Source organism: Stutzerimonas sp. LR2, assembly GCF_055755175.1.
The window spans coordinates 73,855-100,049 of the sequence record NZ_JBVTRR010000002.1 but is presented as its reverse complement, the minus strand read 5'-3'; the positions used below and the strand labels follow the sequence as shown (position 1 = coordinate 100,049).

General features: G+C 63.5%; 28 protein-coding genes. 13 read left to right on the top strand and 15 right to left on the bottom strand.

Annotation, left to right across the window (positions count from 1 at the left end; translation table 11 throughout):
* The first annotated feature begins 12 nt into the window (after positions 1–12).
* The gene (locus ACVRRC_RS06785) at positions 13–1,119 is read left to right on the top strand and encodes an enoyl-CoA hydratase/isomerase family protein (RefSeq protein WP_243364879.1); all 1,107 of its coding nucleotides are present in this window, start codon (positions 13–15) and stop codon (positions 1,117–1,119) included.
* A gap of 7 nt (positions 1,120–1,126) precedes the next feature.
* On the opposite strand, the gene ACVRRC_RS06780 is transcribed toward ACVRRC_RS06785, so the two are convergent.
* Positions 1,127–1,549, bottom strand: coding sequence for a hypothetical protein (locus ACVRRC_RS06780; protein ID WP_472996784.1), 423 nt, complete (start codon positions 1,547–1,549; stop codon positions 1,127–1,129).
* A gap of 232 nt (positions 1,550–1,781) precedes the next feature.
* On the opposite strand from ACVRRC_RS06780, the gene rsxA reads away from it, so the two are divergent.
* The 8 genes from rsxA to ACVRRC_RS06740 all read left to right on the top strand — a co-directional run bounded on the left by rsxA (position 1,782) and on the right by ACVRRC_RS06740 (position 8,976).
* A complete protein-coding gene (gene rsxA, locus ACVRRC_RS06775) occupies positions 1,782–2,366 on the top strand; it encodes an electron transport complex subunit RsxA (protein ID WP_011912394.1) in 585 nt (194 codons plus the stop codon).
* A complete protein-coding gene (rsxB, locus tag ACVRRC_RS06770) occupies positions 2,363–2,938 on the top strand; it encodes an electron transport complex subunit RsxB (protein ID WP_011912393.1) in 576 nt (191 codons plus the stop codon). Before rsxA ends, rsxB begins: the two co-directional genes overlap by 4 nt.
* Positions 2,935–5,418, top strand: a complete 2,484-nt coding sequence (rsxC, locus tag ACVRRC_RS06765; protein ID WP_472996783.1) for an electron transport complex subunit RsxC — start codon at positions 2,935–2,937, stop codon at positions 5,416–5,418. Before rsxB ends, rsxC begins: the two co-directional genes overlap by 4 nt.
* A 107-nt stretch (positions 5,419–5,525) precedes the next feature.
* Entirely contained in the window at positions 5,526–6,554 is a 1,029-nt protein-coding gene (locus ACVRRC_RS06760; protein WP_011912391.1) for an RnfABCDGE type electron transport complex subunit D, read from the top strand.
* Position 6,555: 1 nt separating this feature from the next.
* Positions 6,556–7,329 carry an electron transport complex subunit RsxG gene (gene rsxG / locus ACVRRC_RS06755; RefSeq protein WP_017244340.1) on the top strand — a complete coding sequence of 258 codons (774 nt, stop codon included), beginning with the start codon at positions 6,556–6,558 and terminating at the stop codon, positions 7,327–7,329.
* Positions 7,326–8,039 carry an electron transport complex subunit E gene (locus ACVRRC_RS06750; protein WP_013982063.1) on the top strand — a complete coding sequence of 238 codons (714 nt, stop codon included), beginning with the start codon at positions 7,326–7,328 and terminating at the stop codon, positions 8,037–8,039. Before rsxG ends, ACVRRC_RS06750 begins: the two co-directional genes overlap by 4 nt.
* A 10-nt stretch (positions 8,040–8,049) precedes the next feature.
* Positions 8,050–8,688, top strand: a complete 639-nt coding sequence (gene nth / locus ACVRRC_RS06745) for an endonuclease III (RefSeq protein WP_125856707.1) — start codon at positions 8,050–8,052, stop codon at positions 8,686–8,688.
* Between the two features lie 108 nt (positions 8,689–8,796).
* Entirely contained in the window at positions 8,797–8,976 is a 180-nt protein-coding gene (locus ACVRRC_RS06740) for a PA3496 family putative envelope integrity protein (protein ID WP_013982061.1), read from the top strand.
* 40 nt (positions 8,977–9,016) lie between these two features.
* Here the strand turns inward: ACVRRC_RS06740 and gloA are convergent, their stop codons facing one another.
* The 3 genes from gloA to ACVRRC_RS06725 form a co-directional block, all read right to left on the bottom strand.
* Positions 9,017–9,409 (bottom strand): lactoylglutathione lyase, encoded by a 393-nt coding sequence (gene gloA / locus ACVRRC_RS06735; protein ID WP_011912386.1) that lies wholly within the window; start codon positions 9,407–9,409, stop codon positions 9,017–9,019.
* Between the two features lie 95 nt (positions 9,410–9,504).
* Entirely contained in the window at positions 9,505–10,722 is a 1,218-nt protein-coding gene (locus tag ACVRRC_RS06730) for an argininosuccinate synthase (protein WP_011912385.1), read from the bottom strand.
* An 84-nt stretch (positions 10,723–10,806) separates the two neighbouring features.
* Positions 10,807–11,700, bottom strand: coding sequence for a flagellar protein MotY (locus tag ACVRRC_RS06725; protein ID WP_020308878.1), 894 nt, complete (start codon positions 11,698–11,700; stop codon positions 10,807–10,809).
* Between the two features lie 163 nt (positions 11,701–11,863).
* On the opposite strand from ACVRRC_RS06725, the gene pyrC reads away from it, so the two are divergent.
* Positions 11,864–12,907, top strand: a complete 1,044-nt coding sequence (gene pyrC / locus ACVRRC_RS06720; RefSeq protein ID WP_472996782.1) for a dihydroorotase — start codon at positions 11,864–11,866, stop codon at positions 12,905–12,907.
* Complete coding sequence (gene rnt / locus ACVRRC_RS06715; protein WP_013982057.1) at positions 12,904–13,578, top strand: ribonuclease T; 675 nt, start codon at positions 12,904–12,906, stop codon at positions 13,576–13,578. Before pyrC ends, rnt begins: the two co-directional genes overlap by 4 nt.
* Before the next feature lie 100 nt (positions 13,579–13,678).
* Here rnt and thrC read toward each other — a convergent pair whose 3' ends face one another.
* From thrC to ffh, 10 genes are all read right to left on the bottom strand, one after another.
* On the bottom strand, positions 13,679–15,088 hold the full coding sequence (gene thrC / locus ACVRRC_RS06710; RefSeq protein ID WP_013982056.1) for a threonine synthase: 1,410 nt from the start codon (positions 15,086–15,088) through the stop codon (positions 13,679–13,681).
* Positions 15,089–15,158: 70 nt separating this feature from the next.
* Complete coding sequence (locus ACVRRC_RS06705) at positions 15,159–16,463, bottom strand: homoserine dehydrogenase (RefSeq protein WP_045159294.1); 1,305 nt, start codon at positions 16,461–16,463, stop codon at positions 15,159–15,161.
* A gap of 102 nt (positions 16,464–16,565) precedes the next feature.
* On the bottom strand, positions 16,566–17,054 hold the full coding sequence (locus ACVRRC_RS06700; protein WP_011912379.1) for a GFA family protein: 489 nt from the start codon (positions 17,052–17,054) through the stop codon (positions 16,566–16,568).
* 104 nt (positions 17,055–17,158) lie between these two features.
* Positions 17,159–17,887 (bottom strand): disulfide isomerase DsbC N-terminal domain-containing protein, encoded by a 729-nt coding sequence (locus ACVRRC_RS06695; RefSeq protein ID WP_472996781.1) that lies wholly within the window; start codon positions 17,885–17,887, stop codon positions 17,159–17,161.
* Between the two features lie 149 nt (positions 17,888–18,036).
* On the bottom strand, positions 18,037–18,933 hold the full coding sequence (gene xerD, locus ACVRRC_RS06690) for a site-specific tyrosine recombinase XerD (RefSeq protein ID WP_045633021.1): 897 nt from the start codon (positions 18,931–18,933) through the stop codon (positions 18,037–18,039).
* Between the two features lie 181 nt (positions 18,934–19,114).
* Positions 19,115–19,465 carry a 50S ribosomal protein L19 gene (gene rplS / locus ACVRRC_RS06685; protein WP_011912376.1) on the bottom strand — a complete coding sequence of 117 codons (351 nt, stop codon included), beginning with the start codon at positions 19,463–19,465 and terminating at the stop codon, positions 19,115–19,117.
* 44 nt (positions 19,466–19,509) lie between these two features.
* On the bottom strand, positions 19,510–20,262 hold the full coding sequence (gene trmD, locus ACVRRC_RS06680) for a tRNA (guanosine(37)-N1)-methyltransferase TrmD (protein WP_011912375.1): 753 nt from the start codon (positions 20,260–20,262) through the stop codon (positions 19,510–19,512).
* Between the two features lie 5 nt (positions 20,263–20,267).
* On the bottom strand, positions 20,268–20,804 hold the full coding sequence (gene rimM, locus ACVRRC_RS06675) for a ribosome maturation factor RimM (protein WP_011912374.1): 537 nt from the start codon (positions 20,802–20,804) through the stop codon (positions 20,268–20,270).
* A 5-nt stretch (positions 20,805–20,809) separates the two neighbouring features.
* Positions 20,810–21,061, bottom strand: coding sequence for a 30S ribosomal protein S16 (gene rpsP, locus ACVRRC_RS06670; protein ID WP_011912373.1), 252 nt, complete (start codon positions 21,059–21,061; stop codon positions 20,810–20,812).
* Between the two features lie 194 nt (positions 21,062–21,255).
* Entirely contained in the window at positions 21,256–22,632 is a 1,377-nt protein-coding gene (ffh, locus tag ACVRRC_RS06665; RefSeq protein ID WP_013982050.1) for a signal recognition particle protein, read from the bottom strand.
* A gap of 247 nt (positions 22,633–22,879) precedes the next feature.
* Between ffh and ACVRRC_RS06660 the strand changes: the two genes are divergently transcribed.
* Both ACVRRC_RS06660 and ACVRRC_RS06655 read left to right on the top strand, forming a co-directional pair.
* Entirely contained in the window at positions 22,880–23,680 is an 801-nt protein-coding gene (locus tag ACVRRC_RS06660) for a cytochrome C assembly family protein (RefSeq protein WP_013982049.1), read from the top strand.
* A gap of 17 nt (positions 23,681–23,697) precedes the next feature.
* Positions 23,698–24,984, top strand: a complete 1,287-nt coding sequence (locus ACVRRC_RS06655) for an HlyC/CorC family transporter (protein ID WP_011912370.1) — start codon at positions 23,698–23,700, stop codon at positions 24,982–24,984.
* A gap of 28 nt (positions 24,985–25,012) precedes the next feature.
* Here the strand turns inward: ACVRRC_RS06655 and purT are convergent, their stop codons facing one another.
* The gene (gene purT / locus ACVRRC_RS06650; protein ID WP_011912369.1) at positions 25,013–26,194 is read right to left on the bottom strand and encodes a formate-dependent phosphoribosylglycinamide formyltransferase; all 1,182 of its coding nucleotides are present in this window, start codon (positions 26,192–26,194) and stop codon (positions 25,013–25,015) included.
* Between the last annotated feature and the right edge of the window lies 1 nt (position 26,195).

Genomic DNA, 26,195 nt, shown 5'->3' with positions numbered 1-26,195 from the left:
ACGAGGATCCCCATGAAGGTCACGTTCGAAGATCGCCCGGCGCTGCACGGAACGCGGATCGCCATCGCCACTCTGGACGCCCCACGGCAACTCAACGCGCTGAGTCTGCCGATGATCGAAGCCCTGCTCGACCAGTTCCATCGCTGGGCAACCGACCCCGCCGTGGTCTGTGTACTGCTGCGTGGCAACGGCCCGAAAGCGTTCTGCGCCGGTGGCGATGTGCGCAAGCTGGCGGAGGCATGCCGATCCGAGCCCGGCACGATACCGTCGCTCGCCGAACGCTTCTTCGCCGACGAGTACCGTCTGATCCATCGAATGCATGACTACCCCAAGCCGCTGATCTGTTGGGGCCATGGCTATGTCATGGGCGGCGGCATGGGCCTGCTACAGGCCGGCACCTTACGCATCGTCACACCGGACTGCCGCCTGGCGATGCCGGAGGTTTCCATCGGCCTGCACACGGATGTCGGCGCCAGCTGGTTCCTGCCACGCCTGCCCGGCCGGCTGGGCCTGTTTGTCGCCCTCACCGGTACACAGATCAACGCGCGCGATGCGCTGGACCTCGACCTCGCCGATCGCTGTCTGCGCGAAGATCAGCAGACCGAGCTGCTGGACGGCCTGGTGCAGATCAATTGGCAAGAGCAGGCCGACAGCCAGCTGCACAGCCTGCTGCGAGCACTCGGCCGACAGGCCGCCGAGCGGCTGCCGGATGCCCGTTTGCTGCCACGGCGCACACGGATCGACGAGCTGCTGGACGTGGCTGAACTACCCCATGCGTGGCAGGCATTGACCGCCCTCCAGAGCGACCCCGACGAGCTGCTCGCCGAATCCGCCCATGCTCTCAGCACGGGCTGCCCCCTTAGCGCTCATATTGTCTGGCAGCAACAGCGGCGTGCCCGGAAACTGTCGCTGAGCCAGGCGCTGCAAATGGAATATGCACTCAGCCTCAACTGCTGCCGTCACCCCGAGTTCGCCGAAGGCGTTCGGGCGCACCTGATCGACAAGGACCGGCAACCGCACTGGCGCTGGCCAGACGTCCACCAGGTACCGCAGGCAGTGGTCGACGCCCACTTCGAGCCAACATGGAGCGGTGCGCACCCGCTCCTGGATCTGCCCTGAAGCACACTCAGCGCCGATACTGCTGGTAGCGCCCGTCCCGCTCGTAGTGCGGCCGCAGCCGATAGTCGCTGCCATCACGAATGACGTGTGGCCGCTGATGGCGATGCTCCTGACGCCAGTGGTCGCGGCGCTCGAAGCCGCGATGACGGTCGTAATACTGCGGTGGCAGCTGGCTCTGATAGCGCGGCGGCAGGTTGCGCGGGTACTGCGGATAGTGCGAATAGGGGCTGCGCGGATCGTACTGATGCGGACGGCTTTCGTGCCGATAGCCACGGCTGTACCCCTGGCCGTAACCCGCACTGTAACCCTGGTTGTAATAGCGGGGGCTTTCGGCCTGGTACACCCAGACGCCGCCTCGCCGATCCGCCTGTGCCTGCAGGCTCGTCCCAAGGCCAAGGCACAGCAGGACCAACAACGATCGAATGCTCATGAGAACACCTCCGATGGTGTCGCGGGCTTCAGCTCATCAGACCACAACCAGCGGCCAGCTGCTGAAACGGCGGACAACCGGCAGTCATGTCCTGCCCTTGGACTGCTCCGGATGTCGCCGGATCAGCGCGACCGGCTGCCGCAGCTTGTATGCCCGCCGCCGCTTCCCGATAATAGCGGCCCTTTAGCCCCACGGCTCTCGCAGAGCGCGACGGAACGGGAACAGACCCTAGATGACCGAACTCGCCCTGATCATGGTTAGCGCCATTCTGGTCAACAATTTCGTGCTGGTGCAGTTCCTCGGTCTGTGCCCGTTCATGGGCGTGTCGAAGAAGATCGAGACGGCCATCGGCCTGTCGCTGGCGACCACCTTCGTGTTGACCCTGGCAGCGATGTGCAGCTATCTCGTTCAGCAGTACGTGCTCAAGCCGCTGGACCTGGAATTTCTGCGCACCATCAGCTTCATCCTGGTGATCGCCGTAACCGTCCAGTTCACCGAGATGGTGGTAAACAAGACCAGCCCGCTGCTCTATCGCGTGCTCGGCATCTTCCTGCCGCTGATCACCACCAACTGCATCGTCCTAGGCGTGGCCCTGCTCAACGCCAACAAGGCCGAGTTCACCTTCCTGACTGCCACCGTGAATGGCTTCGCCGCGGGGCTGGGCTTTTCCCTGGTGCTGGTGCTGTTCGCCGCCATGCGTGAGCGCATCGCCATTGCCGATGTGCCCAGATCGTTCCAGGGCGCGGCGATCGGCATGATCACCGCCGGCCTCATGTCGCTGGCCTTCATGGGCTTCACCGGACTGATCAAGCTATGAGTGCGGTTCTCATCGCAGTGCTTGCACTGCTCGCCCTGTGCCTGCTTGGCGGTGCCATCCTCGGTTTCGCCGCCGTGCGCTTTCGCGTCGAAGGCGACCCCATCGCCGAGCAGATCAATGCCTTGCTGCCGCAGACCCAGTGCGGCCAGTGCGGCTACCCGGGCTGCAAGCCCTACGCCGAGGCCATCGCCGGCGGCGACAAGATCAACAAGTGCCCGCCAGGCGGCGAAGCGACCATCCAGGCGCTGGCCGACCTGCTCGATGTCGAGCCGGAACCGCTGGATGCCGAAGGCGGCGAGAAACCGCAGATGGTCGCCTATATCCGCGAAGCCGAATGCATCGGTTGCACCAAGTGCATCCAGGCCTGCCCAGTGGACGCCATCGTCGGCGCGGCACGGCAGATGCACACCGTCATCATCTCCGAGTGCACCGGCTGCGACCTCTGCGTCGAGCCCTGCCCGGTGGATTGCATCGACATGATCGAGGTCGGCAGCAACCTGCAGAGCTGGAAGTGGAACCGGCCGCTGGCGCCCGGCCAGCTGATCGCGACTGACCGGGAGCAGGCGGCATGACCTCACTAAAGGTATGGGACATCCACGGCGGCATCCATCCGCCGGAGCACAAGGAGCTGTCCAACCGCACCCCGATCCAGCCGGCGCCACTGCCCAAGCGCCTGATTCTGCCGCTGGCGCAGCACCTTGGTGCGCCCGCCGAACCCTGTGTGACGCTCGGCGAGCACGTGCTAAAGGGCCAGCAGATCGCGATCGCCAGCGGCTTCGTCAGCGCCGCGCTCCATGCGCCGACATCCGGCGTGGTCAGCTTCATCGGCCCGCAGCCCTACCCACACGTTTCAGGCATGCTCGCCAATGCGATCGTCATCGATAGCGATGGCGAGGACCGCTGGATCGAGCTCGAGCCCCACCTCGATTATCGTGCGCTGGAGCGTCCGGCGCTGCTCGAGCTGATTCGTCAGGCTGGTATCAGCGGCCTCGGCGGTGCAGGCTTTCCGACGGCAGTCAAGCTGACCCCGCCACCGACACAGCGCATCCGCACGCTGATCATCAACGGTACCGAGTGCGAGCCGTACATCACCGCCGACGATCTGCTGATGCGCGAGAAAGCCGCCGAACTGGTGGCGGGTATCGAAATCCTCGCGCACCTGGTCCAACCGCAGGACGTGCTGATCGGCATCGAGGACAACAAACCCGAGGCCATCGCCGCGGTGCGCGCCGCCATCGGGGAGCGCCCCTTCGTGCTCAAGGTCTTTCCGACCAAGTACCCCTCCGGCGGCGAGAAGCAGCTGATCCAGATCCTCACGGGTGAAGAGGTGCCCAGCGGTGGCCTGCCGGCGGACATCGGCATGCTCTGCCAGAACGTCGGCACCTGCGTTGCCATCCATGACGCGGTGCTGCTCGGCAAGCCGCTGATCTCGCGAATCACCACCCTCACCGGCGAAGCATTGGCACGCCCGATGAACGTCGAGGCGCTGATCGGTACACCGACCGGAGAACTGCTGGCGTTCGCCGGACTCGAGCATAACAGGCTCAACCGTCTGATCATGGGGGGGCCGATGATGGGCTTTACCCTGCCGTCCCTCGACGTGCCGGTGATCAAGACCACCAACTGCCTGCTCGCCAGCACGCTCGAAGAGCTGCCTCCGCCGCCACCAGCGCTGCCCTGCATCCGCTGCGGCGAGTGCGCCGAGGCCTGTCCGGTGAGCCTGCTGCCGCAGCAGTTGCATTTCTTTGCACTGGGCCAGGAGCATGAGCAGCTCAAGGCCCACCATCTGTTCGACTGCATCGAGTGTGGTGCCTGCGCCTACGTCTGCCCGTCGAGCATCCCGCTGGTGCAGTACTACCGCGCCGCCAAGGCCGAGATCCGCGAGCTGGAGCAGAAGCAGCAGAAGGCCGAGCATTCCAAGCAGCGCTTCGAACTGCGCCAGGAGCGTCTGCGCCGTGCCGAGGAACAGAAGGAAGCCGAGCGCAAGGCCCGCGCCGAGCGCGCCGCACGCGCCAAGGCGGCGCAGGGCGAAAGCGCGCAGGTGGTCTCTGATACCACCGCTGCGACCCCGAGCGCAGCGCCCAAGTCGGGGCTCTCGGAGACCCAGAAGAAACTGAAGATCGAAGCCAGCATGGCTCAGGTCGCACTGAAGAAGGCCGAAAAGCAGCTCGCCGCACACGACACGCCCGAACTGCAAGCCCAGGTCGCCGATCTGCGCAAAGCCGCCGAAGCGGCGCAGCAGGCACTCGATGCCGTCATGCAGGAGAATGCCAGCGCAGCACCTACCGTCAGCCCAGCGGACGACGAGGCGCTGAAGAAGGCCAAGATCGAAGCCGCCATGCTCAAGGCGCAGATCCGCAAGCTGGAAAAGTTCGAAGCGCCGGACGACGACCAGCAGGCCGAGCTCGCTCGTCTGCGTCAGCAGCTGCACGAAGCCGAACAGACCTTGGCAGCCGCGCAGAGCGCCGCGCCCGCTCCCGCCGCTAAACCAGCGAATGACGAGGCGCTGAAAAAGGCCAAGATCGAAGCCGCCATGCTCAAGGCGCAGCTCCGCAAGCTGGAAAAGCTCGAAGCGCCGGACGACGACCAGCAGGCCGAGCTCGCTCGTCTGCGTCAGCAGCTGCACGAAGCCGAACAGGCCTTGGCAGCCGCCCAGTGCGCCGCGCCCGCTCCGGCCGCCAAGCCAGCGGACGACGAGGCGCTGAAAAAGGCCAAGATCGAATTGGCGATGAAGCGCGCCGAATTGAAGAAGGCCGAGAAGGCCGGCGCGCAAGAGGCGGAACTCAGCCGCCTGCGCGACGCGCTGCAGGCGGCCGAACAAGCCCTGCATGCGGCCGAAGACGCATCGCACAAGCCCGCTCCGGAATTGGTGCGTACCAGCAAGCCTGGTATCGATGAGCGCCAGCGCGAACTGAAGACCGAGGTCGCCTTCGCCCGCGCCGATCTGCGCAAGCTGGAGCGAGACGAACAGACCGAGCCAACGACACTGGAGGCCGCTCGCCTGCGACTCAGCGAAGCCGAACGGCAGCTGGCGGACTATCAGCAATCGTGAGAAATGACCGCTGCACCGGTGTGCTGGTGTAGTCGCTCGACAAGTCAGAGAGATTCGAGGAAGTGGCCCAGGCCACGCCCCAAGACAACGCCTTCACCGGAGAGCCAATGGCCCTGCCCCGCATCACCTCGCCCCACGCCAAGGGCGCCAACCGTACCCAGCGAGTCATGCTGCTGGTACTCGCGGCCACCCTGCCCGGCGTGGTCGTGCTGACCTGGCTCTACGGCGCCGGCACGCTGATCAACCTCGCCTGGGCATCGCTCGCTGCACTTGCCTTCGAAGCGGCGATTCTCCGCCTGCGGCAGCGGCCGGTGGGCTTCTTTCTGCGCGACGGCAGCGTGCTGGTCACCGCCGTGCTGCTGGCCTTGGCGCTGCCGCCCTATTCGCCCTGGTGGCTGACGCTGATCGCCACCGGCTGCGCTGTGGTGTTCGGCAAGCAGCTGTATGGCGGCCTGGGCCAGAATCCCTTCAACCCGGCGATGATCGGCTACGTGGTGGTACTTATCTCCTTCCCGGTGGAAATGACCACCTGGCCGGTGCCGCACAGTGTCGGGCTGAGCGCCGGTCTGCAGCATATCCTCGGTATCGCTTCGCTTCCCGACGGTTGGACCCAGGCCACCGCCCTGGATGTGCTCAAGGTGAACAAGAGCCTGACCATCGACGAACTCTGGCGCAATCCGGCCTTCGGCCACTTCGGCGGCATCGGCTCGGAAGTGGTGAACCTGGCGTTTCTTGCTGGCGGCCTGTTCCTGCTGCATAAGCGGCTGTTCAGCTGGCACGCGCCAGTCGGCATGCTCGGCGCGCTGATGCTGATGAGCCTGGTGTTCTGGAACGGCTCGGGTTCGGATAGCAACGGTTCGCCGCTGTTCCATCTGCTCAGCGGCGCCACCATGCTCGGCGCTTTCTTCATTGTCACCGACCCCGTCAGCAGCGCCACCAGCCCACGTGGACGCCTGATCTTCGGTGCTGGTGTCGGTGTGCTGGTATACGTCATCCGCGCCTGGGGCGGTTATCCGGACGGTGTCGCCTTTGGCGTGCTGTTGATGAACCTTGCCGCTCCCACCATCGATTACTACACCCGCCCGCGCACCTACGGCCATCGCAAGGCCGAGCGCGGCTTCAAGCTGGGCGAATGACATGATAGTTCCGGAAATCAGCCGTTCGATGCTGAAGAACGCCACGGTGCTGGGCTTGTTCGCCATCGTCACCGTGGGCGCGGTGACTCTGCTGCAACAGGGCACTGCCGAGCGCATCCAGGCCGCTGAACGCGCCGCCCAGGTACGTGCGCTGGGCGAGATCCTCCCGACTGGCAGCTATGACAACCATCTGCTCGATGACAGCGTGCTGGTTCAGGATCGCCTGCTTGGCAACCGAAGCCCGTTGCCCGCCTATATCGCCATCAAGGATGGGCGCCCCTCCGCAGTGATCCTCCAGGCCATCGCTCCGGACGGCTACAGCGGCGCCATTCATCTGCTGGTGGGCATCCATGCCGACGGCCGGGTGGCTGGCGTGCGAGTCATCGGCCACCGGGAAACACCCGGGCTGGGCGACAAGATCGAGCTCGCAAAGAGCCCCTGGATTCGAAGTTTCGACGGCAAGTCGCTAACGAACCCGGCAGCCGATGGCTGGGCGGTGAAGAAGGATCGCGGTGAGTTCGACCAGTTCGCGGGCGCCACCATCACACCGCGCGCGGTGGTCGGCGCAGTGCATCGTGCCTTGCAGTACTTCGATGCACACAAGGCCGAACTACTGGCAGCCGAAGGCGCGACGGCCGACGCGGCCGGGAACGCCCTGGAAGGCCGCAGCGAACCAGACGAAGCCACCGTGCATTCGCGGGCCGGCAGCGCCGCCACGCGCGACGAATTGCGCACCACCGAGCCGGCCGCCAAGCCGCAAGGGGATCAGCCATGAGCACACCCAGCTACCGCGAACTGACCGTCAACGGCCTGTGGAAGAACAATCCGGCGCTGGTGCAGCTGCTCGGTCTCTGCCCGCTGCTCGGCGTCAGCAACTCGGCGGTCAACGCCCTCGGCCTTGGCCTGGCGACCATGCTGGTACTGACCTGTTCGAATATCGGTGTCTCGCTGGTGCGAGGCGTGGTCAACACCGCGGTGCGCCTGCCGGCGTTCGTGATGATCATCGCCGCGCTGACCACCTGCATCGAGCTGCTGATGCAGGCCTTCACCTACGAGCTGTACCAGATCCTCGGCATCTTCATCCCGCTGATCACCACCAACTGCGTGATCCTCGGCCGCGCCGACGGCTTCGCTGCGAAGCACAATCCGCTGATCGCCGGCTTCGACGGCCTGGTGATGGGTATCGGCTTCTGTCTGGTTCTGGTGGTGCTGGGCGGTCTGCGCGAGCTGTTCGGCACCGGCGCGCTGTTCGCCAACATGCACCTGCTGTTCGGGCCGGTCGCCAGTGACTGGCAGATCACCCTGTTCAGCGACTACAAGGGCTTTCTGCTGGCCATCCTGCCGCCTGGCGCCTTCATTGTGCTCGGCCTGCTGATCGCCCTGAAGAACCGCATCGACCAGCACCTCGCCGAACGCGCCAGCGCCGCGCAGCCAGTCGCGCCTGCGGCCAGCCGCCGAGTGCGGGTGACCGGTGTGATCGAGTGAGTGCACCGCGATGAATGCCGAGAAACGCCGGGAAATCTTTCGCCGCTTTCATGAGGATAATCCGGAGCCGAAGACCGAGCTGGCCTACAGCACACCCTTCGAACTGCTGATCGCGGTGATCCTCTCGGCTCAGGCCACCGACGTCGGCGTGAACAAGGCCACCGCCAAGCTGTTCCCGGTGGCCAATACCCCGGAAGCCATCTATGCCCTCGGCTACGATGGCCTGTGCGAGTACATCCGCACCATCGGCCTGTACCCGAGCAAGGCGAAGAATGTCATCGAAACCTGCCGCATCCTGATCGAGCAGCATGGCGGCCAGGTACCGGACAACCGCGAGGCACTGGAAGCGCTGCCAGGGGTGGGTCGCAAGACCGCCAACGTGGTACTGAACACCGCCTTCCGCCAGTTCACCATGGCGGTGGATACGCATATCTTCCGGGTCAGCAACCGCACCGGCATCGCGCCCGGCAAGAACGTGCTGGAGGTCGAGCGCAAGCTGATCCGCTTCGTGCCAAAGGAATATCTGCTGGACGCGCATCACTGGCTGATTCTGCATGGTCGCTATGTCTGCAAGGCGCGCAAACCACAGTGTGGCAGCTGCAGGATCGAAGACCTCTGCGAGTACAAGCACAAGACATCTGACGATTGAGCGGATAGCAGAAAAGCTCGCCCCATGATTGAAAAAAACTTTTTTACCGGCCCCGAATTTGCCGCTATAAGGTGCGCCAAGAGCGCCCCGTAGCCTTGGAGTGAACAAGTGGCCGAGAAAGAAGATATCCAGATCGAAGACGATTTCATCGCCGAAGATGACGACGAGAGCAGCGAAGCCCCTGTCGAGGTCGCCAAGACCAATCTGACCAAGCGCCGGATCATCGACAACCTGCTCGAGGAACGACGTCTGCAGAAAGAGTTGAACGACTTCGACTTCGATCTGTAAAAAGAAAAAGCCCCGAAAGGGGCTTTTTCATGCCTGCTGCTCAGTCGGCCCGCGTCGGCGATAGAAGCTCGATCTTGTAGCCGTCCGGGTCTTCGACGAAGGCCAGGATGCTGGAGCCATGCTTCATCGGCCCAGGCTCACGGGTGATCTTGCCACCACGTGCGCGGATGTCTTCGCAGGCCTTGTAGACATCTTCGACTTCCAGGGCGATATGCCCGTAGCCGTCGCCCAGCTCGTACTTTTCCACGCCCCAGTTGTGGGTCAGCTCGATCACGCTGTTATGCGCCTCGTCGCCGTAACCGACGAAGGCCAGGGTGAATTTACCGTCCGGATAATCCTTGCGGCGCAGCAGGGTCATGCCCAGCACTTCGGTGTAGAAGGCGATGGACTTCTCCATATCGCCGACACGCAGCATGGTATGCAGCAGTCTCATGATTCAGGTCTCCTCGTTCGGCAGCGCTTGTGGCAGTGCAGAAAGTACAACCCCGGCACATGGCCGGGGTCGGTTGGCTCAGGCGCGTCAGCTTATCAGAACTGGGTGCGGCCCTTGCCCGCGGCGATGCGCATGCGCAACGCATTGAGCTTGATGAAGCCGCCAGCGTCGGCCTGGTTGTAGGCGCCGCCGTCTTCTTCGAAGGTCGCGATGTTGGCATCGAACAGCGAATCGTCCGACTTGCGGCCGACCACGATGACGTTGCCCTTGTACAGCTTCAGGCGCACCACACCGTTCACGTTGACCTGGGAGGCGTCGATCATCTGCTGCAGCATGCTGCGCTCGGGGCTCCACCAGTAGCCGTTGTAGATCAGGCTGGCGTACTTGGGCATCAGCTCGTCCTTCAGGTGTGCCACTTCGCGGTCGAGGGTGATCGACTCGATGGCGCGGTGGGCCTTGAGCATGATGGTGCCGCCAGGGGTCTCGTAGCAGCCACGGGACTTCATGCCGACATAGCGGTTCTCGACGATGTCGAGGCGGCCGATGCCGTTCTCGCCACCGATACGGTTCAGCTCGGCCAGGACCTGAGCCGGCGTCATGTCCTTGCCGTCGATGGCGACGATGTCACCCTTGCGGTAGGTCAGCTCGATGTAGGTCGGGGTGTCCGGCGCCGCTTCCGGGGACTTGGTCCAGCGCCACATGTCCTCTTCGTGCTCGGTCCAGGTGTCTTCCAGCACGCCACCCTCGTAGGAGATGTGCAGCAGGTTGGCGTCCATGGAGTACGGCGACTTCTTCTTGCCGTGGCGCTCGATCGGGATGGCGTGCTTCTCGGCGTAGTCCATCAGCTTCTCGCGGGACAGCAGGTCCCACTCGCGCCACGGAGCGATTACCTTTACGCCGGGCTTGAGTGCATAGGCGCCCAGCTCGAAACGCACCTGGTCGTTGCCCTTGCCGGTCGCACCGTGGGAGATGGCATCGGCGCCGGTCTCGTTGGCGATCTCGATCAGTCGCTTGGCGATCAACGGACGGGCGATGGAGGTACCCAGCAGATACTCGCCTTCATAGACGGTGTTGGCACGGAACATCGGGAAGACGAAATCGCGGACGAACTCTTCGCGCAGGTCATCGATGTAGATTTCCTTGACGCCCAGGGCTTGAGCCTTGGCGCGGGCCGGCTCGACCTCCTCGCCCTGGCCGAGGTCGGCGGTGAAGGTCACCACTTCGCAGTTGTAGGTGTCTTGCAGCCACTTGAGAATCACCGAGGTGTCCAGGCCACCGGAATAGGCCAGAACTACCTTCTTAACGTCCGCCATGCCATCAGCTCCACGGGTTATACGGAAAACCTGCGATTCTACCGGTCGCGGGGCTGCTTTTACAGGGGCGCGGCGGTCGCGCGGTCAGGAAGATGGCGCCGCTGTTTCGGTCGAGTTCGCCGCGGCCGCTGCCTCGCGCTCCAGACGCAGGGTGACTCGCCGGTTCTTGGCCCGGTTGGCTTCGCTGCTGTTGGCCACTAGCGGATAGCGCTCGCCATGGAAGCGCACGGTGATCTGCTGCTCCGGCACGCCATTGGCGATCAGGTACTCCTGCACCGCCAGCGCCCGGCGTCTCGACAGATCACGATTGACCAGCCGATTGCCGCTGTTGTCGGAATGGCCGTCGAGCTGGATGCGATTCACGCTGGGATCGGCACGCAGGTACTGCAGGATGATGTCCAGCTTGGCACGCCCCAGCGCATCGAGCGCTACGTCGCTGCTGGGGAAGCCGATCTGCGATTGGCGCAGCTGATCGAAGTTGACCGGCAGCAATTTCGCCGTGCAGGCGCGGTAGTCTTCGTAGGCCTTGGCGAAACGCGCCGGCAGCAGGCGGATCTCCAGCGCATCGCCGCCATGCAGCGTGCGATGGCGCACCACCGGGCTACGACCTTCGAGCAACCCGCTGAGCAGCCGTCCGGCCTGCGCCTGGGTGCTGTTGAACGGGATATCGCCACCGCCCACCGACACAACCCCCAGATTGATATCGCTGCGTGAAGGCTGCCACGGCGCGGCAGCGGCCAGCAGCGTCGCCGAACCGGTACTCAGCCAGCGTTCCGGGGAATGCAGGCGGAAAATTGCCTGCTCGCCGGCCCGACGCACGAACTGGCCGCTGCCAAAACCGGCGATGGGCTGGATCAGCCGACACTCGAACTGATCGCCCTCCACCTGCCACTGCACCCGCTCCAGCCGAGTCTGGAATGTCAGGGCGTTGGCCGGTGAAGCGAGCAGGCACAACAGTACGAGGGGGCGCAGGCGCACGGTGGGCTCCGGGAGGATGCTGGTTCCATCTAGGTATCGGTGCCCGGTCAGCAAACTTGAGCGTTGGGCGGTGAGGGTCGACCGCCGCAGACGAAGGCAAGGTGCCCCGCCCGGGCTTTTCCGGTAGCATTCGCGCACGTTTCACCCGCCTGGAAAGCCCCGCATGTCCGACCGACTCACCCTGCTGCGCCCCGACGACTGGCACATCCACCTGCGCGACGGAGCCGCCCTGCCCCATACCGTCGCAGATGCGGCTCGCCAGTTCGCCCGCGCCATCATCATGCCGAACCTGGTGCCGCCGGTGCGCAATGCCGACGAGGCAGAGGCCTATCGCCAGCGCATTCTCGTGGCCCGCCCCGCGGGTAGTCGCTTCGAACCGCTGATGGTGCTCTACCTCACCGACAGTACAACTCCGGACGACATCCGCCGCGCCAAGGCCAGCGGCTTCGTCCACGCAGCCAAGCTCTACCCGGCGGGCGCCACCACCAACTCGGCCTCCGGCGTCACCGCCATCGACAATATCTTCGGCGTGCTGGAAACCATGGCCGAAGTCGGTCTGCCGCTGCTGGTGCACGGCGAAGTCACCCGCAGCGAGATCGACATTTTCGATCGCGAGAAGTACTTCATCGACGAGCAGCTGAGCCGCGTCACCGCTCGCTTCCCGACCCTGAAGGTGGTCTTCGAGCACATCACCACGCGTGATGCCGTGCAGTTCGTGCAGGCGGCCGGAGCCAACGTCGGCGCCACCATCACCGCGCACCATCTGCTCTACAACCGCAACCACATGCTGGTGGGCGGAATCCGCCCGCACCTGTTCTGTCTGCCGGTGCTCAAGCGCAACCTGCACCAGGAAGCCCTGCTGGACGCCGCCACCAGCGGCAGCCCGAAGTTCTTTCTCGGAACCGACTCGGCACCCCATGCGCAGCATGCCAAGGAAGCCGCCTGCGGCTGCGCCGGCTGCTACACCGCCTTCGCGGCCATCGAGCTGTATGCCGAAGCCTTCGAACAGCGCCAGGCGCTGGACAAGCTGGAACCCTTCGCCAGCCATTTCGGTCCTGATTTCTATGGCCTGCCGCGCAATACGGATGAGATCACGCTGGTGCGCACGGAGTGGGACGTCCCGGCCAGCCTGCCGTTCGGCGAACAGGTCGTGGTCCCGTTGCGCGCTGGCGAACGCCTGCACTGGCGCCTGGAGAGCAATGCATGAGCGAGGAACACTTCGAAGACGAACTCGAGGAGCACCTGCCCGGCAAGCCCCGCTCGCCCATGGCGCGGCGCTTCCGCGGCTTCCTGCCGGTGGTGATCGATGTCGAGTGCGGTGGATTCAACTGCGCGACCGATGCACTGCTGGAGATCGCCGCAGTGACCATCGGTATGGACGAACAGGGCCTGCTCTACCCGCAGGACACGCTGTTCTACCGGGTCGAGCCCTTCGCCGGCGCCAATATCGAACCGGCCGCGCTGGAGTTCACCGGCATCAAGCTCGATCACCCGTTGCGCATGGCGGTACCCGAACAGCAGGCGCTGACCGACATCTTCCGCAGCGTGCGCAAGGCGGTGAAGTCCGCCGGCTGCAAGCGTGCCATCCTGGTCGGGCATAACAGCAGCTTCGACCTGGGCTTCCTGAACGCTGCCATTGCCCGCTGCGAGATCAAGCGCAACCCCTTCCACCCCTTCTCCAGCTTCGATACCGCCACCCTCGCCGGCCTCGCCTACGGCCAGACCGTGCTGGCCAAGGCCTGCCAGGCCGCGGGCATCGATTTCGACGGTCGCGAGGCGCATTCGGCCCGCTACGACACCGAGAAGACCGCCGAGCTGTTCTGCGGGATCGTCAATCGCTGGAAGGAAATGGGCGGCTGGGAAGAGTTCGACGACTAGCACCGCCCGATGCCGATGTGCGAGGCGACGTTTGTCGCTCGCCCCACGCCATAACGAAAAAGGCCAGTCACATGACTGGCCTTTTTTACATCACCGTCCCTTAGAGCGGCTTGCCGCGATTGCCGTGCTGGCCGACGAAGGCCTGCACCGCCTTGAGCTCGTTTGGCAACACCGTGCACCGCTCGCTGCGCTCGAACAGGTCGGCAAGGTGCGCCGGCAGCGCCAGCGCCTGACCGATACCGGCCTTCTCCACCGCATCCGGGAATTTCACCGGATGCGCGGTGCCCAGCGTGACCATCGGGATGCTCAGGCTACGACGGCATTCACGAGCGGCGTGCACGCCGATGGCGGTATGCGGATCAAGCACCTCACCGGTCTCCTTGAACACCCGGGCGATGGTCGCGCAAGTCTGCTCGTCGTCCACCGCCAGCGAATCGAAGAGTCGACGCGCTTCGGCCCAGCGATCCTCTTCCACCGAAAGTCTGCCGCTGGCGCGGAAGCCATCCAGCAGATCGGCTACGGCCTTGCCGTTGCGACCGTGCAGGTCGAACAGCAGGCGTTCGAAGTTGGAGGACACCATGATGTCCATGGACGGCGACAGCGACGGATGCAGCGTGTCCTTGTCGTAGTGATTGCCGGACATGAAACGGTGCAGGATGTCGTTGCGGTTGGTGGCAACGATCAGCTGATTGATCGGCAGCCCCATGTTGCGCGCCAGGTAGCCGGCGAAGATGTCACCGAAATTGCCGGTCGGGACCGAGAAGGCGACCGAACGCGCCGGGCCGCCCAGCTGCAGTGCGGCATGGAAGTAGTAGACGATCTGGGCCATGATCCGCGCCCAGTTGATCGAGTTGACTGCCACCAGGCGGGTGCCCTTGAGGAACCCCTGGTCGGCGAAGCTGGCCTTGACCATCTCCTGGCAGTCATCGAAATTGCCTTCGATGGCGATGTTATGGATGTTGTCGCCGAGGATAGTGGTCATCTGCCGGCGCTGCACTTCCGACACGCGCTGATGCGGGTGCAAGATGAAGATATCGACGTTCTCGCAACGGCGGCAGCCTTCGATGGCTGCCGAACCGGTGTCACCGGAGGTGGCTCCCATGATCACCACGCGCTCGCCACGCTTGGCCAGCACGTAGTCGAGCAGACGGCCGAGCAGCTGCAGGGCGAAATCCTTGAAGGCCAAGGTCGGACCGTGGAACAGCTCGAGTACCCACTCGTTGCCGTTCAGCTGGCGCAGCGGGGCAATGGCGCCATGGGCGAAAACGCCATAGGTCTCTTCCAGGATTTTCTTGAAGTCGGCATCCGGAATGCTGCCGGCAACGAATGGTCGCATGACCCGGAACGCCAGTTCGTGATACGGCAGGCCGGCCCAGGAAGCGATTTCCTCTACGGTGAAGCGCGGCAGGTTCTCCGGCACGTAGAGGCCGCCGTCGCTGGCCAGACCGGCCAGCAGCACATCTTCGAAATTCAGGGCCGGTGCCTGGCCGCGGGTGCTGATGTAGCGCATTTTTCTCAACCTTCGATTTGGGCCTGGACGCCTGAAGCCACTGGGCCTCCCGGCGCTCGCTCGGCTCCTGTTAATTCAGCTGTTCGACGCGGATGCGTACGACCTTGTCCACGACGTCATCGAGCCGCTCGAGCGCAGCGATGGCGTCGTCAATGCGCTGCTCCACGACCCGATGGGTCACGAGGATCACCGGAACCAGGCCGTCCTGGACCTCGGCTTCCTTCTGCATGATCGACTCGATATTGATGCCGCGCTCGGAAAGGATGGTCGCCACCTGTGCCAGCACGCCCGGATGATCCTTGGCCTGGATACGCAGGTAATAAGCGCTTTCGCAGGCGGTGATCGGCAGGATCGGATGATCGGACAGCGAGTCCGGCTGGAAGGCCAGGTGCGGCACGCGATTGTTCGGGTCGGTGGTCAGCGCACGAGTGACATCGACGACGTCAGCAACAACGGCCGAGGCAGTCGGCTCCATACCGGCTCCGGCGCCATAGTAGAGAGTACTGCCGACGGCATCGCCATTGACCATCACGGCGTTCATCACGCCATTGACATTGGCGATCAGGCGGTCGGCCGGAATCAGCGTGGGATGCACGCGCAGCTCGATACCTGCCTCGGTGCGACGAGCGACGCCCAGGTGCTTGATGCGATAGCCCAGGGCCTCGGCGTAGTTCACATCGGCGGTGGTCAGGCGTGCAATGCCCTCGGTATAGGCCTTGTCGAACTGCAGCGGAATGCCAAAGGCGATGGATGCCAGGATGGTGAGTTTGTGGGCAGCGTCGATGCCTTCCACGTCGAACGTCGGATCGGCCTCGGCATAGCCGAGCTCCTGGGCTTCCTTGAGCACGTCCTCGAAGGTGCGGCCCTTCTCTCGCATCTCGGTGAGAATGAAATTGCCGGTGCCGTTGATGATGCCCGCCAGCCAGTTGATGCGGTTGCCGGCAAGGCCTTCGCGAATCGCCTTGATCACCGGGATACCGCCAGCCACCGAAGCCTCGAACGCGACGATGACGCCCTTTTCGCGCGCCTTGGCGAAGATCTCGTTGCCGTGCACAGCGATCAGTGCCTTGTTCGCAGTGACCACATGCTTGCCATTCTCGATGGCCTTGAGCACCAGTTGCTTGGCTACCGTGTAGCCGCCGATCAGCTCGACAACGATGTCGATTTCCGGGTTGTTCACGATATCGAAGATGTCGGCGGTGATAGGGGTCGAACCGGTGTCGCACTTGGAATTAGGGTGACGAGTGGCAATCTGCGCAACCTCGATTCCACGCCCGGCACGGCGGGCAATCTCCTCGGCGTTGCGTTTGAGCACATTGAAGGTACCGCCACCGACGGTTCCCAGCCCACAGATGCCAACTTTCACCGGTTTCAAGCTGAACTCCCCATTCACAGCGAAACGACCGGACCTGCCGATCGACAAAAGAGTCGCACATTACGAAGGGAGCAGCTTTTAGTCAATCAGCCACAGCTAGCGCTACGGCCGTCCAAGCCCCAGCCGCTCATGCCACTGCGCGAGGGATTCGTCCGGGTACTCGGCGAAACAGCGGTCCCCGGCCTGTATATGGGGCTCGACCCAGCCGGCCTTGGAATCGAGCATCAGATGCGTATGCTCCGGCGGTACCGGCAAGTCGCTGTCGATGGCCGAGGCGAACGGATGCACCAGGTCCGGCCAGCTCGGGTCCCACAACCACAGTGCGCTACCACAAAGGCGGCAGAAATGCCGGCGCCCTTCGCTGACGCGCGTCCCGCCGTCCGCATCGGTCAGCCTCGCCCGATAGATGCCGAGGTGTTCACGCCCATCGATCTGGAGCGTGCGATAGTCGCCACCCAGATTGATGGCGAAGCCGCCGCCACCTGCCGTCTTGCGGCAGATCGAGCAATAGCAGCGCATGAAAGGATAGGGCTGTGCGGATTCGAGCGTGAACCGCACAGCCTGACAGTGACAGGAACCTTCGAGCTTCATCGCGACCACCTTCGTTCAGTACCGAAGGGTTTGAACGCGGTCAGCTGCTCAGTTCCGCTGCCGATCGTCAGACCGGCGCAACCGGACCGATGGGCTGGGATCGATTACTTGGCCGCAGCGAGCGCCACCTCTGCAAGCTGCGCCGCTGGCTGGTAGCCGGGGATCATTTGACCGTTGGCGAGAATGATGGCCGGCGTACCCTGCACACCGATCATCTGCCCCAACTGGTATTGCTTGGCGATCGGGGTATCGCAACTGGCTGCCGGCAGTTCTTCACGAGCCTTGGCCTTGTTCATGGCATCCTGACGGTCCTTGGCGCACCACACACTGGTCAGGGTATTGGCACCGTGGCTGCCCATCCCCTGGCGCGGGAACGCCACATAGCGCACCTCCACACCGAGACGGTTGAGCTGAGGCACTTCGCTGTGCAGCTTCTGGCAATAGCCACAATCGGTATCGGTGAACACGGTGATATGGGTTCTCGGCGCCTTGGGTGCGAACACCACCATCTCACTCGCCGGAATGGCGTTGATCTGCTTGGCCACCGATCGGCTCTGCGCCTGCTCGGTCAGGTTGACCGCCTGCCCATCCTTGAACTGGTAGAGATAACCCTGAATGACAAACTGACCGTCAGCACTGGCATACAGCTGCCGCCCGCCTTCCAGCTGAACCTGATACACCCCCGGCATCGGGCTCTCGGCTACCGCCTCGATCGGCACGTCGGGCTGAATTTTCTGCAGCGATTGACGTATTGCCTGATCCGGATCGGCGGCCATTGCAACGGTGCTGACCAGACCAATTGTGGCGGCAGCAAACATACGAATCACGCCCATGGGAACTCCTGGCAGCGACAATCAAGGAAAGGCGCAAAGCCTACCATAGCCAAGTGCTGCAAACTGCCACAGACCTCTTCACTACGTTGTGCAGCCGATCGTTCGATGCGACTGCTCCCGCGGCATCATGAGCTGCCAATCACCGCTGGCTAGCCTCGTGGATGGTGCGTCGCATGCAGTTCCTGCAGCCGCGCGCGTGCGATGTGCGTGTAGATCTGTGTCGTAGACAGGTCGCTGTGGCCAAGCAGCATTTGCACGGTACGCAAGTCCGCCCCATGGTTTAGCAGGTGCGTTGCGAACGCGTGGCGCAGGGTGTGGGGCGAAATGCCAGTCGCGATACCTGCGACCCGGGCGTGCAGCTTGATACGGTGCCAGAAGGTCTGGCGGGTCATCTGCTCGCCGCGCTGGCTCGGAAAAAGCACGTCACTGGGCCGACCTGCCAGCAGTTGATCTCGAGCATCCCGCTGGTAACGCTGCAGCCAGTGCAGCGCTTCTTCGCCGAGCGGAACCAGACGCTCCTTGTTGCCCTTGCCGAAGGTTCGCAACACGCCCTGGCGCATGCTCACCTGCTCCAGGGTCAGACTGATCAGCTCGGTGACCCGCAAGCCGCAGGCATAAAGCACCTCGAGCATTGCCCGATCCCGCAACCCAAGCGGATCACCCGTATCGGGCGCCGCCAGCAAGGCCTCCACGTCCGCTTCGGACAATGCCTTGGGTAGCGGCCGCCCCAGGCGCGGCAAGTCGACACGCAATGTCGGATCGAGCGAAATCTCACCCTCACGCAGCAGGTAGCGGTAGAAGCCGCGCAGCCCGGAAAGAAAGCGCGCCGTGGAGCGCGCCTTGTAGCCATTGTTCAGGCGCCAGGCGAGGTGATCGAGAATGACCTCCCGCCCCGCCGCCGCCAACCGAACGCCGCGCTCCTGCAACCAACCGTTGAATGAGGCGAGGTCGTTGCGATAGGCCTCCCGACTGTTATCGGCCAGCCCCTTTTCCAGCCAGAGGGCATCGAGGTAACGGTCTATTACGGGGTCGTCGAGCGTGGGCATGGCGGTACGAATCGGATCGGGCCCGACAGTGTTCCACAGCCGGCCGAGGCGGGCCAGGGTCTCGGCAAGCGCAACCCGGCCTGCGTCGACCGCCTGTAGTCACCGCAGCGCGATGCTTCGAGGCTGCAGAAACGAAAAAAGCAGCCCGAGGGCTGCTTTTTCGATTCGCGGAAAGGAGGTCTTAGACCAGCTTTTCCTTGATGCGGGCGGCCTTGCCGGACAGCGCGCGGAGGTAGTACAGCTTGGCCTTGCGCACGTCACCGCGACGCTTGACGCTGATGCTGTCAACCATCGGGCTGTAGCTCTGGAAGGTACGCTCGACGCCAACGCCGTTGGAGATCTTGCGAACGGTGAAAGCGCTGTTCAGGCCGCGGTTACGCTTGCCGATTACCACGCCCTCGAAGGCCTGCAGACGCTGACGGTCGCCTTCCTTCACCTTCACCTGAACGATGACGGTATCGCCCGGCGCGAACGGCGGGATTTCTTTGGTCATCTGCTCGGCTTCGAGCTGCTGAATGATCTTGTTGGTCATGCTGTGTGCTCCTAAGGTCAACCCGCCGGGTTGCCATCGATACGTTAACTATCGTTCCGCTGACGGATGTATTCCGCCAGCAGCTTTTGTTCTTCTCCAGAAAGCGAGCGGCTATCCAGAAGATCAGCGCGTCGCTCCCAGGTCCGCCCAAGGGACTGCTGCAAGCGCCAACGCCGGATGTGTTCATGGTTGCCGCTGAGCAGCACCTCAGGAACACATTTACCCTCATACACCTCAGGACGCGTGTAATGCGGGCAGTCGAGCAGGCCGTCGGTAAACGAATCCTCCTCGGCGGAACCAGCATGCCCCAGGGCGCCCGGAAGCAACCTGGTCACGGCATCGATCAGCACCATTGCCGGCAGCTCGCCGCCGGACAGCACGTAGTCACCGATCGACCATTCCTCATCCACGTGCGCTTCGATGAAGCGCTCGTCGATACCTTCGTAACGACCGGCAATGAGGATCAACGCCTCCTCATTCGCCAGTTCGCGAACGTCGGCCTGTTTCAGCTGACGCCCTTGCGGCGACAGGTAGATAACCTTCGCCTTCCCGCCCGCGGCACGCTTGGCATCAGCCAGCGCCAGCTCGAGCGGCTTGATCTTCATCACCATGCCGGGGCCACCGCCGAACGGGCGGTCATCCACCGTCTGATGACGGTCCTCGGTGTAGCTCCTGGGATTCCAGCAATTCAACTGGAGCAACCCCTGCTTCACCGCACGACTGGTAATCCCATATTCGCTGATGGCTGCGAACATATCCGGGAACAGGCTGATGACCTCGACGCGCAAGCCGGCCATGCCGTTCAGAAATCCGCGTCCCAGTCGACCTGCATCTCGCCCGAATCCAGGTCCACTTTCAAGACACAGTGATCCGTATAGGGCAGCAGTCGCTCGCGATCATCCAGACTTCCGGCGCAAGGCTTTACGACCAGAACATCATTGGCTCCGGTCTCGAGCAGGTGATCGACCTGACCGAGCAACTGCCCGGCCTGATTGAGCACCTTCAAACCCTGAAGCTGGTACCAGTAGTATTCGCCGTCATCCAGCGCGGGCAGTTCGCTGCGTGGAACGCAGATCTCGAAGTCGGCGTACGTACGCGCCACCTCGCGATCGGTCAGTCCTTTCAGCGAAGCCACCAGGATCTTGCCCTGGAGGCGCCCTTTGACCAACTCGACCTGCTTGACCTCATCACCTCGCCTCAGCGTCCAGCGACGATAGTCCAGCAGGTTGTCGATTGGATCGGTGAAGGAATAGACCTTCACGTCACCGCGCACGCCATGCACCGAAACGATCTTGCCGATGACGACCAGCTCATCGCTCGGGGCGGACATTGCGCTCATAGGGTTCAGGCAGCGGCCTTGGCAGCTTCCTTCAGCAGCTGAGCAACGCGCTCAGACGGCTGTGCGCCCTGGCTCAGCCAGTAAGCAGCGCGCTCCTGATTCACAGAGAGCTTCACTTCCGCACCAGTGGCGATCGGATTGAAGAAACCGATGCGCTCGACGAAGCGACCATCACGCGGATTGCGGCTGTTGGTCACGGTCAGGTGGTAGAAAGGGCGCTTCTTGGAGCCGCCACGGGCGAGACGAATAGTTACCATGTGAACATCGTTCCTGTAGTCGGTGCTAACTTAAGGCACACACTTAAAATGGGCCTAGGCCCGAAAGGCCGCACATTTTAAGGAATGCCGGGGATTTTGCAAACTCTTTTGCTAGAGGCGCGCAGCCGTCCAGCGCGCCGGACACAGGCGCGCGCCCGTCCTGGCGCCAAACCTGTGCAATCGCAGCCGCGGGACTAGAACTTGGGCATCCCGCCACCTGGGAACATGCCGCCCATACCGCGCATCATCTTGGCCATGCCACCCTTGCCGGTGACCTTCTTCATCATCTTCTGCATCTGCTTGTGCTGCTTGATCAACCGCCCGATATCCTGCACCTGGGTGCCTGAGCCCATGGCGATACGCCGCTTGCGCGAGCCGCTGATGATATCGGGGTTGCGTCGCTCGGCTGGCGTCATCGAATTGATGATCGCTTCCATCTGCTTGAACTGCTTTTCCGCCGCGCCTTGCGCGTGCCCCATCTGCGACAGGTTGACGCCACCGATGGAGGGCAGCTTGTCCATCAGGCCGCCAAGACCGCCCATATTCTTCATCTGCTGCAGTTGATCGCGGAAGTCTTCGAGATCGAAGCCCTTGCCCTTCTTAAGCTTCTTGGTGAGCTTCTCGGCCTTTTCACGGTCGAGGGTCTGTTCGGCCTGCTCGATAAGGCTGAGCACGTCGCCCATACCAAGGATACGGGAGGCGATTCGGTCCGGATGGAAGGGCTCCAGCGCATCGCTCTTCTCACCCATGCCGAGGAACTTGATCGGCTTGCCGGTGACATGCCGCACCGAAAGCGCCGCACCACCCCGGGCGTCGCCATCGACCTTGGTCAGCACCACGCCGGTCAGAGGCAGTGCATCGCCGAACGCACGGGCGGTGTTCGCCGCATCCTGACCGGTCATGGCGTCGACCACGAACAGCGTTTCCGCCGGCTTGATCGCCGCGTGAACAGCCTGAATCTCGGCCATCATCTCGGCGTCGATCGCCAGCCGACCAGCGGTATCGACCAGTACCACGTCAATGAACTTGAGCTTGGCTTCGCGGATCGCGGCCTGAGCGATATCCACCGGTTTCTGGCTGGTGTCGGAGGGGAAGAAGGTCACGCCGACTTCGCCGGCCAGCGTCTCGAGCTGCTTGATAGCCGCTGGACGATAAACGTCGGCAGACACTACCAGCACCGTTTTCTTCTTGCGCTCCTTGAGGAAGCGCGCCAGCTTGCCCACGGTCGTGGTCTTACCCGCACCCTGCAGGCCCGCCATCAGCACCACGGCCGGAGGCGTGACATTGAGCGCCAGATCCTCGTTGGCGGCGCCCATCAGCTCTTCCAGCTCGGCGCGAACGATCTTCACGAACGCCTGGCCCGGGGTCAGGCTCTTCGACACCTCGGTACCAACCGCGCGCTCCTTGACCCGATTGACGAAATCCTTCACCACCGGCAGCGCGACGTCGGCCTCGAGCAGCGCCATCCGCACTTCACGAAGGGTGTCCTTGATATTGTCCTCGGTCAGCTTGGCCTTGCCGGTGACATGACGAAGCGTTTGAGAGAGACGATCGGTTAGGTTTTCGAACATGAGCCATTCCACGCTGGATGTGCTGAGGGGCGCGATTATAGAAGGTGCGGACGCCCCGCCGGTACCCCGCACACGTCGCTTTTCTCAGCAGACGCGATCCATGCCGCCGATCCGCCCTGCTGAAGGTGCGGCGACAGCGGCCCCACACGAAGCAGTTCCCACCACGAGCCGCGTAACCTTGCCGCAGCTTTTGTGCCTCGGGCGTTTGTGCCACACTCACGACCTTTCGAGCCCGTTAGCGGAACCTATGCACCCTCTGTTACCCAGCCTTGCCGCCGCCATTCTCTACGCCGGCGTCACGGGTTACCAAAGCTTGCGACTGGCACAACGCACCGTGCCGGACAAACGCCTGCTGCTGGCCGTGGGCCTGCTCGCATTGCTTGCCCACGGGGTCAGCCTCTTCATTCAGCTGCTGTCGCCCAGCGGCCTGCACCTGGACTTCTTCAACGCATCGAGCCTGATCGCCGCCGCCGTCATCTTACTGATACTGCTGGCGCTGTACCGCATGCCCGTGGAAAACCTGCTGCTGCTTCTGTTTCCCCTAGGCTGCCTGACGGTGCTCTTCGCAGAATTCGCCCCATCCGGCACCGCACCGGCTATCACCGAGGAGCCGGGCATCCTCGCGCATATCCTGCTGTCGATCCTGGCCTACGGCATGCTAACCATTGCGGTGTTCCAGGCGCTGCTGCTGTTGCTGCAGGACCACCACCTCAAGCACAAGCACCCTTCGGGGCTGATCCGCAACTTCCCGCCGTTGCAGACCATGGAAAGCCTGCTGTTCGGCTTCCTCTGGGCAGGCTGGGCACTGCTCTCCGCATCGCTGCTGTCGGGCTGGCTGTTCCTCGATGACCTTTTCGCCCAGCATCTGGTCCACAAGACACTGCTCTCGGTGGTCGCCTGGGTCGTATTTGGCTTGCTGCTGTGGGGCCGGCACCAACTCGGCTGGCGCGGTTACAAGGCCATCCGCTGGACGCTGGCTGGTTTCTGCCTGCTGATGCTGGCGTACTTCGGCAGCAAGCTGGTCCGCGAATTCATCCTGCATATCTGAAGCGAACAGGCTAACTCGTGGAAAATCTACACCCCGGCTTTCTCGTCGGCCTGCTGGTCTTTCTGCTGCTGTGCTCGGCGTTCTTTTCCAGCTCCGAGACCGGCATGCTCAGCCTCAATCGCTACCGCCTCAGACATCAGGCCAAGGAGGGCCATCGTGGCGCCCGCCGTGCCAGCGAGCTGCTGGCGCACCCCGACCGCCTGCTGGGCACCATTCTGGTCGGCAACAACTTCGTCAACATCCTTGCTTCATCCATTGCCACAGTGCTGGCGATGCAGCTGTGGGGCGAAGCAGGCATCGCCATCGCAACCATCGGCCTGACGATCATCCTGCTGATATTCGGCGAGATCACACCCAAGACGCTGGCGGCGCTGCGCCCGGAGATCATCGCCTACCCGGTCAGTCTGCCACTGAAGATGCTGCAGAAGGTGCTCTACCCCCTGGTCGCCATGCTCAGCTGGGTGAGCAACGGTCTGCTCGGGTTGCTCGGCGTCGACCTGTCCAACAAGGGCAATGACAGCCTGTCCACCGAGGAACTGCGCAGCGTGGTGCGCGAATCGGGCAGCGACCTGCCCCTCAATCGCCAGAGTATGCTGCTGGGCATTCTCGACCTGGAACGAGTGACGGTCGACGACATCATGATTCCGCGCAACGAGGTCGCCGGTATCGACCTCGATGACGATCTGGAAGCGATCATCAGCCAGTTGCGCACCACTCCGCACACGCGTCTGCCGGTGTTCCGCAACGACATCAACCAGATCGAGGGCATCGTCCACATGCGACAGATCGCCCGCCTGCTCAGCCACGACCAGCTGACCAAGGAAAGCCTGCTTGCCGCCTGTACCGAGCCGTACTTCGTGCCGGAAAACACGCCGCTTTCCACTCAGCTGCTGAACTTCCAGAAACAAAAGCGCAGGATCGGCATCGTCGTGGACGAGTACGGCGACGTTCGCGGCGTCGTCACGCTCGAGGACATTCTCGAAGAGATCGTCGGCGAATTCAGCAATCAGGATACCCTGCGCAGCCCCGACATCCACCCGCAGGAAGACGGCACGCTGGTCATCGATGGCGCGGCCTATATCCGCGAGGTGAACCGTGCGCTGGACTGGCACCTCCCCTGCGACGGGCCCAAGACGCTCAACGGGCTGATCACCGAAGCCTTGGAGCATATCCCCGATAGCGGCATCTGCCTGCAGATCGGCAACTATCGCCTGGAGATCCTCCAGGCAGCCGACAATCGGGTAAAAAGCGTGCGTGCCTGGACCGTGAGCGCGACGCCATCGACTGAGCAGCAAGTGGGCTAGAGCCGACCCAGAGCCGGCTCCGCTGCACTCAGAGCTCGATCTTCACCGCTGCCGCGGCGCGTAGCGCCTTCTGCCGCGCAGCATCAATGGAAGTGTCTCGTGCCAGCGCCACGCCCATGCGCCGCTGACCGCTGACGCCAGGCTTGCCGAACAGGCGCAGCGCGGTATCGGGCTCGGCCAGCACTTCCGCGAGGTTGCCAAAGCTCACCTGAGTCGACTCCCCCTCCACCAGCACCACGGCCGACGCCGCAGGCCCCAGCTGGCGAATGACCGGAATCGGCAGGCCAAGGATGGCCCGCGCATGCAAGGCGAATTCCGACAGATCCTGCGAGACCAGCGTGACCAGACCGGTGTCGTGCGGCCGCGGCGATATCTCGCAGAACCAGACCTGTTCGCCCTTGACGAACAGTTCGACCCCGAAGATGCCACGCCCGCCCAGCGCATCGGTGACCGCCAGCGCGATGCGCTTCGCCTCGGCCAGCGCCGCCGGTGCCATGGGCTGCGGCTGCCAGGACTCCTGATAGTCGCCTTTCTCCTGGCGATGCCCTACCGGCTCGCAGAAGCTGGTTCCGCCGGCATGACGCACCGTCAACAGAGTGATCTCGTAATCGAAATCGATGAAGCCTTCGACGATGACCCGCCCGCGACCGGCGCGGCCACCGGCCTGCGCATATTCCCAGGCCGCATCGATGTCCGCGTCGCTGCGCAGCACCGACTGCCCCTTGCCAGAGGAACTCATTACCGGCTTGACCAGACACGGGAAGCCCAGCGCCATGGCGGCGGCGCGGCACTCGTCCAGCGTGTCGGCAAAGCGATAGGGTGAGGTCGGCAACCCCAGCTCCTCAGCAGCCAGGCGGCGGATGCCTTCGCGATTCATGGTCAGTTGGGCAGCCCTGGCGGTCGGGATCACCGTATAGCCTTCACGCTCCAGCTCGACGAGGGTCGCAGTGGCGATCGCCTCGATCTCCGGCACGATGTAGTGCGGACGCTCCTGCTCGATGACGGCACGCAGCGCGGCGCCGTCGAGCATGTCGAGCACATGGCTGCGGTGCGCCACCTGCATGGCTGGCGCATTGGCATAACGGTCCACGGCGATCACTTCGACGCCGAAGCGCTGCAGCTCGATGACCAGTTCCTTGCCCAACTCGCCGCAGCCGCAGAGCAGGATACGGGTCGCACTGGGCGACAGCGGAGTGCCTATTCTTGGCATG